Raw genomic sequence first — 16,336 nt, 5'->3', positions numbered from 1 at the left:
TGCAATATAGTTTTGTAGATTCAACAATAATAAATGGATTTGAATATTGGTATTCTATAACAGCTTATGATCAAGGAAATGCTACTATTGAGAGTTTGGAAAGTCCGATCGGAAATACACTTGAAGCAGTTAATACAATTTCAGTAACTCCGCGTTCCGATGCTTTAGGCAGGGAAATGGTAAAAATAGATAATGTTGTTAATCTTAAAACAGGCAATTCAAATTATATATTAAATGCCTCGGTTATTGATGATGATAATTTAGAATCAAATAATTACAAAACGTCATTTGCTTTTATTCCTCGAATTGAAAACGGAGATTTAGCTACAAATGTAAGCATAATTGTTACAGACTCAAATGCTACGAAACCTTATAAATATTCTTTAACGTTCACTTCTCCTACAAGTTTTGATCTTAGAAACGTTACCTTAAATACGGATATAAGAACCGGCTATAACTATCCGGCCGGCGGCAGAGACATAAATATTTCCGGTGAAGGATTAAAAATTTCAATGCGAGATAATTCTCTCACAGAAGCTAAATATTTACCGGAAGAAAATGATGTAATAACAATAAATTTTGCGTTGAATGTTTTAAAGAACAATTTAGATAATGTAATAAATAATCGCCCTTATGGTTTAAATCAAACTCAAACTACGACCGACGGAGTTTCCATAAGATTGGATCAGCCGAATTTGATCAAAAGCGTTTCCAGAATTGGCGGAACAGATAATATTGAAATCAATTTCAGCGTGGAAAATCCGGATTCCGTTATTGATCAAATATATCTTGTTTCTATTGATGGTAACGGTACATTAAATGGAAATAATTTTGTAATACTTTCCGTTAATGGAACAAACATTACCGCCGATACTTTATTTAATTCTGATTCTTTTTCATTTAACGGAATAACGGGAACAATTAAGTTTGAAGGGTTACCGGCTAACAATAATAAATTTTCCGTAGAAACAATAAAACCGATTTTACCTAATATAAAGGATTCGTACAAATTTGAAATCCGCGGTTCGGAAATAAATAATTCGGTGATCAAAGAAAATATTTCTAAGATAAGAGTTGTCCCGAATCCTTATGTAGCTTCTTCACTTTATGAAATTGAATACGGCGAGTTGAGAAAAGAACCGCTGCGACAAATTCAATTCATTAATCTACCTTCAGAATGCACAATTTATATTTTTACGGTAGATGCGGATTTAGTAAAAACAATTTACCATAATGCGGCCAACGGAACCGAAGTCTGGGATTTAAGATCAGAAGGCGGACGCGAAATTGCTTCTGGAATTTATATGTATGTTGTAAAAACAAAGTTAACTGAGTTTAAAGAAAGATTTGCTGTAATTAAATAATGGTTGGAGAAAAAATGGAAAAAAAATTTCTGATTATTCTAATTTTAATTACCGGCAAAATGTTGTTCGCACAAAATCCAAATTTAGGAACATCCGGGGCGCAGTTTCTTCAAATTCCGGTTGGAGCAAGAGCAGAATCAATGGGCGGAGCGCTTGTAGGATTGACCGGTGATGCTGAAGCATTGTTTTGGAATCCTGCAGGAATTTCAAAAGTGAAAAATGTCGACGCGCATTTCTCTTATATGAATTGGTTTGATCTCTTTGATTTTAATGCCGCTGCGTTAGTTTACAATATTGAAAACGTCGGAACTTTTGGAGCATCAATAATTGTGTTGAGCACTGAAAAAATGGAAATTACAACTGAAGAGGAACCGAACGGAACAGGAAGATATTTTGACGGCAATGATGTTGCATTGTCTTTAACTTATGCCAAATATTTAACAGATAGATTTTCTGTTGGATTAACGGTTAAATATATTTCACAAAGAATATGGAATGAATCTGCCGACGCAATTGCTTTTGATGTTGGAACACAATATTTACTAGATTTTCAAAATCTTACAATTGCAATGAGCATGACCAATTTTGGTCCAGATACAAAATTTGACGGAACGGATCTGGATTTTACATATAGAAAAGATGAGGATTTTCCTTTGAGCAGATTAACGCCAAGCAGACTTTCAACATCGTATTTTCCGCTTCCTTTAAATTTCCAAATAGGAATTGGATTCGATATTTTAAAATATGATTTTGTAAAAGTTGCGGGAGCTATTGATGTAACTCATCCTAATGATAACAAAGAAAGAGCTCATTTTGGCACTGAGTTTTCATTTTTTGACAGATTCTTTTTAAGAGGCGGTTATAAATATAATTACAGCGATCAAGATTTTACATTCGGCGCAGGAGCAAATGTAATTTTTCAAAACACAAAAATAAATTTTGATTATGCTTATTCATTATATGATATTTTGCCAAGTGTACACAGGATTTCAATAGGTCTTGGTTTCTAATTTTGAAAAAAAAAAGTTAATATTATTTCTTTTCACCATTCTAATTGCAAATATATCTTATGCACAAGGATATATTTGCGCAATCGGCGGAGGATCGGAAGATTACAGCGACTGGAGTGATGAACCCTATTCTTGGATTGTCTCAAAGTCTAATTTCGGTAAAATTGTTGTACTTTCTGCCAATGATGAAACAAACTGGATACCAAATTATTTTATGTCATTTGGTGCCGATACCGCATTTAATATCAAAGTAAATTCAAAAAGTAAAGCCAATCTGCAGACTATTTTTGACGAAGTTATTTCAGCAAAAGCAATTTTTATAAAAGGCGGTGATCAATGGGATTATGTAAGATTATGGAAAAATACGCTTTTGGATTCTGCTATAATGTCCGTATTTAAATATGGAGGTGTGGTTGCCGGAACGAGCGCAGGAGCTGCTGTACTTGGTCAATCGGATTTTAGCGCGAAAAATGGAACTGTTTATTCCGAGGAAGCTTTACAAAATCCTTTTAACAACTATATGCAATTCGAAAATGATTTCTTGAATTTGGTTGACGGCGTAATATTCGATTCGCATTTAACTGAAAGAGCAAGACAAGGAAGATTGTTAACTTTTCTTTACAATAACTATTTCAATAATAATAGTGATCTTCTGGGTATCGGAATTGACGATGCCACAGCATTATGTATTTATCCCAACGGTATTGCTGAAGTTACTGGAAGCGGTTGTGTGCTCTTTGTTCATAAAGAAAATGACACTGAATATTTCTCTTTTGAAAATAATTTGACAATTGAAAATCTTCACGCCGATCAACTTATTAAAGGATGGAAATATAATCTTAATAATAGAAGTATCGAATTTATACCGCCAACAGCACATACTATAAATTTTACTGAAGGAGTTTCAGGTAAGAATAAATTAGTATTGTTCAGCGGACTGGAATTATCAAATCCTAAAAAGGAATTAATTAAGGAAGAACTTATAAATTTTGTAAATAAGAAAGTTTTAATAATTTCAAATGAAGAGTTTGAATCAAATGCTTTAGTACTAAATGAATTTTTAGATTCGATATCAATTAACTCCAATTTTATTTTTATTAATGATGCATCATTAAATTCAAACGAGAATTATCAGGAAATTGAAAATGCCGATTATATAATTTTATTTAGTGATTCACTCAATATAATTAGCAAATTAGCCGATTCAAGCTTTGTGACCGCAATCGCATTTAAAAATTATTTAGATCAAAACAAACCCGTTATGTTTATTGGGAATTGCGGAAAACTAATTTCTGAAAAATTTATGTATTATAATAAAAATGATATTTATGCATCTTATTATGGTAGAATGAAATTTTCAAATGGACTTAATATCGCTGACGATTTTGTATTTCAGCCTGCAATATTTAATAACAGTGATTTTTACGAAAATGATATCAGTTCTGTTTTCTGGAATATGGCAAAGAATCAAAAAAAATATGGTTTATTCTTAAATGGGAATGATAAAATTGAAATAGATCTTTCGAATTTGAAATTTTCAGGTGAATGCATAACTCCATATATATTTGTCGACGCATCAAATTCGACACATTTTGATTTTTCAAATTATAAAGCAAGCGGAAATTCCGGCAATAGACAAATCGCGGCAATGAATAATATTTCAATTTCACTTTCTAATAATCCGGATTTCATTTATTTAATTTCCGAAAGAAAATTTGATGTCATTAATTCGATAGAAAAAAGTCACAATAAAAATATTAAGCATGATCTTATACTTGATCAGAATTTTCCAAATCCGTTCAATCCAAGCACAACGATCAGATTTGAACTGGAGGAAAAATCACATGTTGTGTTAAAAATATATGATATAATTGGAAAAGAAATTTCAACTTTGATAAATGATAATTTGAATAAAGGAAATCACGAGGCGATTTTCGAATCTAAAATTTTACCATCCGGAATTTACTTTTACACTTTAAAAACAAATAATTCTACAATTACTAAATCTATGGTGCTATTAAAATGAAATACAAAATTGTAATAACATTGCTGATTGTTTTTAACAATATTTTTACGCAAAATATTCTTACTCCATTAGAAAAATCAAATTACCAAGAAATAACAAAATACTCCGATATGGTGAATTTTATTGTAAATATTGATAAATCCAATGATCTTGTTGAAGCAAAAATAATTGGGCAAACGGTTGAAAAAAGAGATATGTATTGTTTGTTCTTTTCGAATGAAAAATTCGGAACAAATCCTAAAAAAATAAAAGTTATAATATTTGCACAGCAGCATGGTAATGAACCATCGGGAAAAGAAGGAGCGCTTTTATTGGTCAATGATTTGTTAAAGAAAGAGAATAAATATATTTTCGATAAAATTGATCTTGCTTTAATTCCTCAGGTAAACGCAGACGGCGGCGAAAAAAATAAAAGAAGAAACGGCAACAATGCCGATCTGAATAGAAACCACTTAATTTTAACCGAACCCGAAACCATAGCAATTCATAATTTATTCAATCAATATTTATTTGATGCGAATTTAGATGTGCATGAATATTATCCTTTCGAAGATTCGGTCGCTTACAGAAGAAATTTTGATGTTCAAGTTGGAGGAAGCACAAATATTAACATTTCACAAAAAATTCGAGATCTGACTAACAATGACTATTTGCCTTACATAAAAAAGTACCTTAATGAAAATGGATATTCTTTTAATATTTATTCGCCGGGCGGTATGGAAGAAAACAATTATATCAGATACAGCACATTTGACATAAACGATGGAAGACAATCTTTTGGAATTTTAAATTCTTTTTCGTTTATTCAAGAAGGAATTAATGGAATTGATTATTCTGTAAATAATATAAAGAGAAGAGCGGAAGGTCAAAAATCCGGAATGATGGGATTTATTAAGTACCTTTATTCAAACAATAAAAAAATAAAAAGGATAGTTGCTGAAGAAAGAGAAAAACTGATTAAGCCAAAACAAAATGAAGAAGTCGCCGTTCAGCTTGATCATTTTTCAAATGGAACAGAAATGGAATTCCATCTTCTTTCATTAAGAAGCGGAAATGACACAACATTTTATGTTAAGAATTTTAGACCGGTTGTAAAATCTTTATTTAGTGTTGATAAACCTATTGGTTATTTAATTCACAAAGACTCAACGGATTTGATCTCTTGGATTTACAGATATAAAATTGAAATGACTAATTATAAGCCGAATAAAAATGATGTTGTTGAGGAATATTTAATTACCAAAATCGATTCAATTGATTTTGAAGGAGATATGGTAATTAATCCTAAATGCGAAATTAATAAAATTGATCCGGAGAATTTAGAAAACGAATATTATTTTGTCCCTTTAAATCAACTGTATGGGAATTTAATTTCTATTGCCTTAGAACCAAAATCTATGCTTGGATTGTCGACATATAAAAATTATAATAATTTGATTAAATTGAATGATCGTTATCCAATTCTTAAAGTAACAAGAGAATAATTGATATTTAATTTCATAAAAACAATGCTAAGAATTTTCATTTATAATATTTCAAATTATTTTTCCGCCGTATCATTCGGTAACCGTTTCAGCGGATTATAACTTAATTAGTAGATTTTAGTTTTTAAAAATAATTAATAATTAAGGAGAAAATAAAAATGAAAGTTTTAGTATTGGGTGCGGGTTTGGTTGGCAGACCAATGGCAATGGATCTTTCGCAAGATGAAAAATTTGAAGTTGCAATCGCTGATATAAATAAGAAAAATCTTGAGAAAATTTCAGATGAATTTAATATTCAAAAAATAGAAAGCGACTTATCTAATAAAATAGATTTAAGAGAACTGCTTCAAAATTACGATATTGTCTTAAATGCCGTACCCGGTTTTATGGGATTTGAAACTTTAAAGGAAATAATTACCGCGGGAAAAAATGTTGTCGATATAGCATTTTCGCCTGAGGATACAATTCAGCTTGATGAATTGGCAAAAAGTAAAAATGTAACGGCACTTGTTGATTGCGGCGTTGCTCCCGGAATGAGCAATTTATTAGCGGGCTATGCGTATTCAATTTTGGATGAAACCGAAACAATTTTAATTTACGTGGGCGGTTTACCGAGTGTGAGAGAATATCCGTTTGAATATAAAGCTCCGTTTTCACCGATTGATGTAATTGAGGAATATACACGTCCCGCAAGATATGTTGAAAATGGAAACTTAATAATCAAGCCGGCTTTATCCGATCCGGAATTAATGAATTTCCCGGAAGTTGGAACTTTGGAAGCATTTAACAGCGACGGATTAAGATCTTTGGCGTTTACTTTAAATGTTCCAAATATGAAGGAAAAAACTCTGCGGTACCCCGGACATATTGAAAAAATGAAAATATTGCGTGAAGTCGGTTTTTTTAGCTCAAATGAAATTGAAATTAAAGGAAATAAAATAAAACCGATAGATTTAACGAGTAAACTATTATTTCCGATGTGGGAATTAAAAAGCGGTGACGAAGAATTCACAATTATGAAAATTATTGTAGAAGGTGAAAAAGAAAACAAAAAATTAAGATATGTCTATAATTTGCTTGATAGATATGATTCAAAATCCAAAGTTCACTCAATGGCAAGAACAACCGGATATACGGCAACAACCGCAATTAGAATGCTGGCTGAAGGTTTATTTGAACAAAAGGGAGTTTATCCGCCGGAGTTTATCGGACAAAATCAAGATTGTGTGAATTTTATGCTGAAGGGATTGCAGGAAAGAGGAGTTTATTACGATCAGGTAATTGAAAACATTTAGAAAATTTATTTATCGCATTTGATTAATGAGTTTGTATCTTTGAACAATTGTTAAATCAAGTTGATTAAAATTAATGAGTGATAATCTCAATTCATATATAATTAATTCAGATGAGATCGTTGGCGATATTGAATATCTTCATGAATTTTACAGCGTAAATTTAAAGAACGAACGAGATATAATAATTTTACTTCCGCCATCTTATAATATAAGCGCTAAACGCTATCCGGTTTTATATATGCAGGATGGACAAAATCTTTTCAATCCAATTACGTCTTACATTGGATATGACTGGAAGGTAGATGAAGTTTTAAGCAAATTGTTCGCGTCAAAAATTGTTGAAGAAATTATTGTAGTAGGTATTTATAATTATAAAGATCGATTTGACGAATATAATTATTTTTCGGAAAAAGGGAAAAAGTACGCAAGTTTTCTTATTAAGGAATTAAAATCATTTATAGATGAAAATTATAGAACATTTCCTTTTGCTTCTCAAACAGCCGTAATGGGTTCTTCCTTAGGCGGATTGTTTTCATTTCAGTTATTTTGGAATTTTCCTAAAATATTTGGGAAAGCAGCGTGTTTATCCAATTCTTTTTGGGTTAATGAAGGTGAAATATTCCGCATGATCAAAAATGTTCCATTGAATATTACTGATAAATTAAAATTATACATTGACTGCGGAAGTGAGGAAAGTGAATTGATTAATGATTTTATTAAGATGACTGAATACCTACTTGAGAATAATTTTAAAGATTCTTTAAACTTCAAATCATATTTAGATATTGGAGGCAAGCACACTGAAAGTGATTGGGCGAAAAGACTTCATTTACCGTTGGAATTTTTATTTGGAAAGAATGAGAGACGCGAAGATCAATAAAGACTTGCGTCTCTCAAATTTTAATAATTAATTATTCATTTTTGAAGTTTCTGTCTTAACCGCTTTTTTCAAGTCTTGTTCAATAACATTTCCATCAGTATCAATAAGTTTAATTTCCATACCAAGTTGTTTAAGATTTTCTTCAACTTGAGCTTTATCACCTACAACAACCCAATCTATTTTTTCCGGTTTTAAAACTTTTGATGCAGCATTATTAATATCCTGTAAACTTAAGGCATTAATTTTGGATGCATATGTTTCAAAATAATCTTCGGGATAACCGTATTGAACCATTTCTGCCAATGATCCTGCAATTGCACCGCCGGTTTCCCAACTTCCAGGCAAGCTTAAAGTTTCATTTAATTTTACTTTATTTAATTCATCGGAAGTTGCAGGTTTAGATCCCAAAATTCCGTTCAATTCTTTTTTAATTTCTTCAACGGATTCTTTTGTTTTATCGGATTGAACCATTGCGAAAACCAAAAATGGTCTTTGTCCTCTTGCACCCAACAATATACTCTGTGAACCGTATGACCAATGTTTATCTTCACGTAAGTTCATATTTATTCTTGAAGTAAATGATCCTCCTAAGATAGTATTCATTTCTTCAAGCGCAATATTGTCCTTGTCAGATTTTGGAGGCGCGGCGTTTCCGGCTAAAATAATGGATTGCTGTGAACCAGGTCTGTCCATCAAATAAATTGTTGATTTTTCTTTTAATCCAACTTGAGAAATATTCTTTTTCGGTACATCAGCTTTTTCCCAATTATCAAAGAGCTCTTCCAATTTGCTTTTAATTTCATTCATGGAAATATCGCCAACAACAACAAGCGTTGAGTTATTTGGTCTTATCCATGTTTTATGAAACTTTTCAAGATCGGCTTTCGTAATTTTAGCAACTGTTTCTTCATAACCTGAGCCGGTAAAAGGTAAACCGTATGCGTGGTCTTTTCCGTAAATATATTGAGGGAAAACTCGCAATGCCATTTGAATTGGAGTTGCTTTCTCTCTTTGAATTCTTGAAAAAGTTTCTTTCTTTAATCTTTCCAATTCATTTTCTGGAAATGAAGGATTTAAAAGTACATCGGCAAAAAGATTTAATGATTTATCTAAATTAGATTTTAACGAAGATAGAGCTACTGTTGATACGTCTAAGTTCGAATATGTATTTAAATTGGCGCCAAGCATCGCAAGTTCTTCGCTTATCTGCAGAGATGATTTTGACTTGGTTCCTTCCTGCATCATTGATAAGGCTAACGATGCTGTTCCTGGCAAAGCAAATTGATCGGAAGAATAACCCGCATCGACTACCATTCTAAAATCAACAACAGGAATTGCGTCGCTTTGTGCAAGCATTATTTTTAACCCGTTAGATAAAGTAGCATTTTGAATATTCGGAAATTTTGCAGCAGGTGGTGTTCCAGTTTCAGGTAATTTGGATCTATCAGCACTAATTGAAGCTTCGCTATATTGAGGAAAAGGATAAACTTCAAGAATGTTAACACCATCGGAGAGCCACTTAACCGCGGTATTTTGCAGATCTTTAGCAGTTGCGCCAGAGACCCATTTCAATTTTTCTTTATAAAAATCCGGTGTGCCGCCAAAAACTTCACTCTGTGCAAGAATATCGGATTTACCGCCAAAGCCGCCTATTCTCTCAATGCCTCTAATAAAATTTGCAAGGTGTTGAGTTTTTACTCTTTCCAATTCTTTTTGAGTCGGTCCCTCCTTTAAAAACTTTGCTAATTCTTCATCAAGAGCTTTTTCAACAATTGCCAAATCAACACCAGGTTTTGCCGTTGCTTCAATTTGAAATTGACTTCCAATTTCTTTACCGTCATAATAAGCTGCAACATTTGTTGCAATTTGATCTTCATAAACCAATCTTTTATAAAGTCTGGAAACTTTACCGGATGCAAGAACATCGCTGGCTAAGTCTAAGTATACCAATTCTTTATTTTTCCATTCAGGAATGTTCCATGTTTTGTAAATTTTTGCTTGGGGAACTCTATCTTGCGCAATTTGTCTTTTGCTGCCTTCCATTTTTGCTACCCAGATTTCATGTTTTTTTATGGGCGGTCCGGAAGGAATATCACCAAAATATTTTTCAACTTTTTCTTTAGCTTCTTTTGCAGTAATATCACCCGCAACAACTAATACGGCATTAGCGGCACCGTAATAAGTTTTAAACCATTCATGAACATCTTCTAAACTAGCCGCATCCAAATCTTCCATTGAGCCTATTACTGTCCAAGAATATGGATGCCCTTTTGGATAAGTATTAGTTTGGATCATTTCATAAGCTAAAGCATAAGGCTGGTTTTCACCTTGACGTTTTTCATTTTGTACAACTCCGCGCTGTTCATCAAGCTTTGCCTGAGTAATTGCTCCAACTAAATGCCCCATTCTGTCGGATTCCATCCATAATGCCAGGTCTACAGCCGATGTTGGAACATTTTGGAAATAATTTGTTCTATCTTCATTTGTAGTACCATTTAAGTCTGTTGCGCCGACTCTTTCCATTGCTTGGAAATAATCATCATCAAAATTTTCACTTCCGTTGAACATTAAGTGCTCGAATAAATGCGCAAATCCCGTTTTTCCTTGTTTCTCATTTTTGGAACCTACATGATACCAAACATTTACTGCAACAATTGGCGCTTTGTGATCTTCGTGCACAATTAAAGTTAAACCATTATCCAGCACAAATTTTTCATATTTAATATCAATATCTTCAATTTTTTGCGGATAAATTATTGCTGAGAACAGCATAAGAAAGAAAATGACTGATTTTTGTTTCATCATATTGCCTCTGTTTATTAGTTAAAATTAAAATTAATAATAAATTACTTTTATTGATAGGTAATAATTTGACGGTAGGAAATTGTTAAAGTTTCATTTAAAACATTAGTAAAAGTATAAGAATAAAAATAGAATCGGAATTATTAATCCTAAGAGCATAAACCATTTACCTCTGCCTAAAAATCCCAATTTCCCTTTTATCATAATCAATCCTGATACAGCGAGGAATATTAAAGAAACCGCGAAAATATCGGCAATCCAAGTCCATATTTTTTTAGCATGATTTAAGTGAAGAAAATTAGATTCTCGCAAAATAAATCTGTTTTCGACTTTTTCTAAAACCGCAATCTTAGTTTGCAAATTGGCGGAAAGTGTTTTTTTCTGAAAAAAAATATCAATTTTATTTGGGTTTGAACGGAATGAACTTTTTATGCTGTCATTTATTGAGAAATACTGTGCTAATATTTTTGCCAACTCTGTGGTTGATAAACTTGAATCGATATTTGATGAAATTATTAATGTGTCTTTAGAAATATTATAATTTGGATTCCAGTCATTTACATGATTAACTGCAATGCCTGAAATTGAATATATAATTATTAATCCAAATGCAATATAGCCTACATCTCTATGCAAGCCGCGAATTATTTTTCTAACCTTCATTAAAAATCTGAATAGTAAAAAATTATTTTTGTTAAAAAGATAAAAAATAAGGAATGATTTTTAAAAATAATTACAATTTTTATTTAAATATTGGATGAGCTAGAAAGTATTTTTTTATCTAAAACTATTGCTCAAACAATAACATAATGGATTTTATTATCCGCCAATTTCTGCGACAATTGAAAATCAATTTTCGCGCCTTCAATATCACCCAAATGCATTTTTACGCTTGCGCGGTTAAAATAGGATACAAAATTCATTGGATCGCTCTCAATCGCTTTATCAAAATATTGAAGAGCTTCGTGATATTTTCCCGAATCGGCTTTTTGTACACCATCAACATTTAGTTCGATAAATTCAGTATTTAGAACTTCTTTCTTTTGTCTCTTTTTCATCTTTTCTCCTAATGAATTTATATTAAAAGAGCAAGATAGGAAGCCGTAAAAGAACATATTATTTTTGTTGTATAATAATAAATTATTAAAATCTTATCAAGGAAAATATTAACCCATTTTCACAATTCTTTAAAAGTAAATAAGTTAGAAATTTTAATAGGATATGATATTTTATTTATGTGTCGAAAAAAAATCAGAATTTGCAAAGAGTTGTAAAAAATCCCAAACGATTATTTTTAATAATTCATTTGGGACCATTCAAAAAATATTAAGTAAATTTTACTTTATTTCAGCACCAATTCCCTTAATCTGATAAACTTTTTTTGTCATTTTTTCATGTTCGCATTTTTCCTTACTTTCTCCTTCTTTTTTGCAGTCGTCTTTACATTCTTCGCCTTCTACAATAATTGAATATACTTCACCTTCAACAAGTGCTTTCTTCCCTTTCGCTTCCATCGGAAAAACAATTTCGCCGTCATTTACTTTTACTCGAATAGTTTCAAAGTCCTTATCTCCGCTTATGTTCATCCAACATCCTCTTTTTTCGCAAACGCCGACAACATTACCTTCGACCAAAACTTTTTTGCCCACAAAACTTTCAGGATTTTCAATAATTTTTGAAATAGGAGTTTTCTCTTTTAGTGTAATCTCTTTTCCGTATTTCTTTAAATTTTCGGCATTCATTGAAAAATTTGATAATAGCACCGCTAACAATATTACAATAATTTTCTTCATTTTTATTTTCCCGATTATATTTAAAAATATTATTATGTAACTTACTTTTGGTAAAAGTTAAATTCAAGGATTTTATTTGATGAAAAACAAATTCAGAATTGTATCCTTTTTAGCGGCAGGGATTTTATTTTTTAGCGGATGTAAAACATCGGATGTGGGAAATGAAAATAATTTTATAGAGAAACACAAACCAAAAAGAATAAATTTCGGAAATACAATCGGATTGATTTCTCCTGCAAGTTATATAAGCGACTCACAATTAAATGAAGCAATTTCAAATTTTCAGAATTTGGGATTTAACGTAAAATATAACCCGGCAATAAAAGATAAATACGGTTATTTAGCCGGCAGCGATTCAGCACGTGCCGAGGATTTTAATGAAATGATAACCGATAAAGATATTGACGCGATTGTTGCAGTTCGCGGCGGATACGGCTGCGCGAGAATGCTTCCTTTTATTGATTATGAATTGATCAAAAAAAATCCTAAAATAATTATTGGTTACAGCGATATTACATCTTTACTTTATGCAATTTATGAAAAAACAGGCTTGGTTTGCTTTCATGGTCCGGTAGGCACATCAACATTTAACGATTACTCTATTCAGCATCTGCAGAATATTTTGCTTGAACCGCGTGAAAATTATAAAATGAAAAACTCGTACACCGATGAAAATCAAATTGTTGTAATAAATGAAGGCATTGGTGAAGGTGAGTTGGTCGGCGGAAATTTATCAATTGTAGTATCAATGATTGGGACTGAATATGATATTGATACAAAAGGGAAAATTATTTTTTTGGAAGAAGTAGGAGAAGAACCTTACAGAATTGACAGAATGCTGACACAAATGAAGCAGAGCGGAAAATTTGACAATTGTGCCGGAATTGCTTTGGGTGTTTTTAAAAATTGCGATATTAAGAAAGAAGATCCGGAATTTGAGAATTCTTTATCGCTTGTTCAAATATTTAATGATATTCTTGGCGATCTTAAAGTTCCAGTAATTTATAATTTGTCGTTCGGTCATATAGAGAATAAATTTACACTTCCATTTGGAATAAATGCGCGGTTGGATACAAAAGATAAAAGTTTAACTTTATTAGAAAAAGCGGTCGAGTAAATATTGTTTGCAGAAATAGTTTTTCCGTTGCCTTTCAGAAATTCGTTCACATATTCAATTCCGGAAGAATTTGAAGAAAATGTTCAAATTGGAGTTAGAGTAGTTGCGTCATTTGGTAAAAGAACATTAACCGGTTTTGTAATAAAATTAAAACAATCATCCGACATAAAAGAAAAAATAAAACCAATAAAAGATGTTTTAGATAACCAGTCAATATTCAGTGAAAAAAGTCTTCAGTTTTACGAATGGATTTCAGATTATTATTTATGTTCATTGGGAGAAGCATTAAAAAACTCAGTACCGTATGGTTTAGAAGTAGAATCAAAAAAAACAATAATTGCCGATGCAGTATTTTGTAAAGAATTACTAGGTAAAGAAAAAAATATAAAAAGTACAAAATCAAAATTACTGCAAATACTTTCTGAAAAAGAATCTTTTAAAATTGGTTATCTACAAAAAACGGTTAAGAAAAAGAATATTTATTCTATTCTTAAAACTTTGGAAAAAAATGGAGCGATAACAATTTTAGATGAAATTGAAAATTCAAAAGTGAGAATAAAAAAAGCAAAATTTATTAAGCTGAATAAAGATATAGATGAAGTTTATGAAATAATTCCAACCTTAGAAAAAAAATCCGAAAAGCAGATTGTAATTCTTCTCGAACTGCTGAGCAGTAAAGAAAAAGAAATACAGCAAAGTGAATTACTGAAAAAAACAAATGCCAATCAATCGTCAATAAATTCACTTGAGAAGAAAGGAATTATAAAAATTATTGATAAGGAAATAGAAAGAGTATATACCGAAAATTATGTTGAGGAAAAGCAAAATTTTGTATTGACCGAAAATCAAAAAAATGTAATTTCAAAAGTTTCGCAAGAAATTGAAAAAGATAATTTCAAAACATTTTTATTGCACGGAGTAACCGGAAGCGGTAAAACCCAAGTTTATATAGAACTTGCAAAAATTGCGCATAAAAAAGGGAAAACGGTTTTAATATTAGTACCAGAAATTTCTTTAACTCCGCAAATCACTTCGCGGTTTTTCAATACATTCGGAAACGAAATTACTGTAATGCACAGCAGAATGTCATTGGGAGAAAGATACGATTCATGGCGCGGAATTATAAAAGGAAAGTATAAAATTGTAATCGGTGCAAGATCGGCGGTATTTGCTCCATTAGAAAATATTGGATTGATAATTGTTGACGAAGAACATGACCAAAGTTATAAGCAGTATGATTTAATTCCAAAATACAACGGAAGAGATTCCGCAATTCTAAGGGCAATGTTTTACAATAGTCCAATTTTATTGGGATCGGCAACACCTTCTTTAGAAAGTATGTATAACGCGAAAGCGGGTAAATATGAATTGCTGGAATTGCCAGAAAGAGTTGATAATGCCAAACTTCCAAAAATTAAATTGGTTGATGTTACTTTAGAAAAGAAAAATAATAGAATGGTCGGTGTTTTTTCTAAAACACTTTTAGAAGAAATTGATAATAGGTTAAAGAAAAAAGAAAATGTAATTATTCTTCAAAACAGAAGAGGATTTGCTACACAAGCTTACTGTGAAGATTGCGGTACAATTGAAATGTGCGAGAATTGTTCGGTTTCAATGGTTTATCACATTCATAAAAATGTAATGAAATGTCATTATTGCGGTAATGTTAAACCTGTACCTAAAGCATGTAAATTCTGCGGCTCAATAAATATGAAATATTTTGGGACCGGTACGCAAAGAGTCGAAGATGAAATATCTTATCATTTCCCGAATGCGAAAATAGAGAGAATTGATTCGGATACAATTGCGCAAAAAGGCAGATTGGGAATTATTCTAAACAACTTTAGAAAAGGTGAAATTGATATTTTGGTTGGAACTCAAATTGTTTCAAAAGGAATGGATTTTTCAAACGTAACATTAGTCGGCGTAATTTCCGCAGAAACATCATTATGGCTTCCCGATTTTAGAGCTGATGAGAGAACGTTTCAACTTTTAACGCAAGTCGCCGGAAGATCGGGAAGAAGTAAAGAAGAAGGTGAAGTTATAATTCAAACGCAGAATTTTAAAAACTTTGTACTCCAGAAAGTTTTGGATAATAATTACAAAGCATTTTATGAGAATGAAATTTTACTTCGGCAGCAGAATTTTTATCCGCCTTTTTCAAGAATTGCATTAGTTGAAATTAATAATGAAGATCAGCAGAAAGCAAAACAAGCCGCGTTCGATTTCAATAAAAGGCTTATGAAATTCAGCGATAAATTAATTATTCTTCCTCCAAACGAAGCAATAATTTCTAAAATAAAAGGAATTTTCAGATTTCAAATTATGATTAAAAGTATGCGAAAATCCGATCCGAATGGAAAAATTTTAAGAAATGCTTTGATGAATGCTTTAGTTGATTATAATCAAAAATCAAGATTTAGAGATGTGAAATTGTATTTTGATATTGATCCTCAGAGTGTGGTTTAAATTAGGATAAGACAGAAAGTGAAATGTGAAAAATATGAATTGTAATTCTGAACTTGTTTCAGAATCATAATGACTTTAAAAAACATCCCAAGTTTT

At 31.4% G+C, this 16,336-nt stretch carries 12 protein-coding genes; 8 read left to right on the top strand and 4 right to left on the bottom strand.

Going from position 1 to position 16,336, the window contains the following annotated elements; translation table 11 throughout:
- Positions 1-95 precede the first annotated feature (95 nt).
- The 6 genes from IPK06_10680 (at position 96) to IPK06_10655 (ending at position 8,059) form a co-directional block, all read left to right on the top strand.
- Positions 96-1,364: a hypothetical protein gene (locus IPK06_10680; GenBank protein ID MBK7980436.1), complete on the top strand. Its 1,269-nt coding sequence runs from the start codon at positions 96-98 to the stop codon at positions 1,362-1,364.
- Between the two features lie 14 nt (positions 1,365-1,378).
- Complete coding sequence (locus IPK06_10675) at positions 1,379-2,374, top strand: PorV/PorQ family protein (protein ID MBK7980435.1); 996 nt, start codon at positions 1,379-1,381, stop codon at positions 2,372-2,374.
- Positions 2,364-4,400 (top strand): Type 1 glutamine amidotransferase-like domain-containing protein, encoded by a 2,037-nt coding sequence (locus IPK06_10670; protein ID MBK7980434.1) that lies wholly within the window; start codon positions 2,364-2,366, stop codon positions 4,398-4,400. The genes IPK06_10675 and IPK06_10670 overlap by 11 nt, the downstream gene beginning before the upstream one ends.
- Complete coding sequence (locus IPK06_10665; GenBank protein ID MBK7980433.1) at positions 4,397-5,884, top strand: hypothetical protein; 1,488 nt, start codon at positions 4,397-4,399, stop codon at positions 5,882-5,884. The genes IPK06_10670 and IPK06_10665 overlap by 4 nt, the downstream gene beginning before the upstream one ends.
- Positions 5,885-6,042: 158 nt before the next feature.
- Entirely contained in the window at positions 6,043-7,179 is a 1,137-nt protein-coding gene (locus IPK06_10660) for a saccharopine dehydrogenase family protein (GenBank protein ID MBK7980432.1), read from the top strand.
- 73 nt (positions 7,180-7,252) lie between these two features.
- Positions 7,253-8,059 carry an alpha/beta hydrolase gene (locus tag IPK06_10655; protein MBK7980431.1) on the top strand — a complete coding sequence of 269 codons (807 nt, stop codon included), beginning with the start codon at positions 7,253-7,255 and terminating at the stop codon, positions 8,057-8,059.
- A gap of 27 nt (positions 8,060-8,086) precedes the next feature.
- Here the strand turns inward: IPK06_10655 and IPK06_10650 are convergent, their stop codons facing one another.
- The 4 genes from IPK06_10650 to IPK06_10635 all read right to left on the bottom strand — a co-directional run bounded on the left by IPK06_10650 (position 8,087) and on the right by IPK06_10635 (position 12,654).
- Positions 8,087-10,861: an insulinase family protein gene (locus tag IPK06_10650; GenBank protein ID MBK7980430.1), complete on the bottom strand. Its 2,775-nt coding sequence runs from the start codon at positions 10,859-10,861 to the stop codon at positions 8,087-8,089.
- 105 nt (positions 10,862-10,966) lie between these two features.
- Positions 10,967-11,524: a PepSY-associated TM helix domain-containing protein gene (locus IPK06_10645; GenBank protein MBK7980429.1), complete on the bottom strand. Its 558-nt coding sequence runs from the start codon at positions 11,522-11,524 to the stop codon at positions 10,967-10,969.
- A gap of 131 nt (positions 11,525-11,655) precedes the next feature.
- Positions 11,656-11,919: a hypothetical protein gene (locus IPK06_10640; GenBank protein MBK7980428.1), complete on the bottom strand. Its 264-nt coding sequence runs from the start codon at positions 11,917-11,919 to the stop codon at positions 11,656-11,658.
- 279 nt (positions 11,920-12,198) lie between these two features.
- A complete protein-coding gene (locus IPK06_10635; GenBank protein MBK7980427.1) occupies positions 12,199-12,654 on the bottom strand; it encodes a DUF4920 domain-containing protein in 456 nt (151 codons plus the stop codon).
- Positions 12,655-12,733: 79 nt separating this feature from the next.
- Between IPK06_10635 and IPK06_10630 the strand changes: the two genes are divergently transcribed.
- Together IPK06_10630 and priA are read left to right on the top strand one after the other, a co-directional pair.
- Entirely contained in the window at positions 12,734-13,771 is a 1,038-nt protein-coding gene (locus tag IPK06_10630; protein ID MBK7980426.1) for an LD-carboxypeptidase, read from the top strand.
- Positions 13,772-13,774: 3 nt separating this feature from the next.
- Positions 13,775-16,240: a primosomal protein N' gene (gene priA / locus IPK06_10625; protein ID MBK7980425.1), complete on the top strand. Its 2,466-nt coding sequence runs from the start codon at positions 13,775-13,777 to the stop codon at positions 16,238-16,240.
- Positions 16,241-16,336: the final 96 nt, after the last annotated feature.

The organism is Ignavibacteriota bacterium, from assembly GCA_016713565.1.
GTDB lineage: Bacteria > Bacteroidota > Ignavibacteria > Ignavibacteriales > Melioribacteraceae.
The sequence above is the reverse complement of the archived record's forward strand: the minus strand, read 5'-3'. Positions and strand labels throughout refer to the sequence as shown.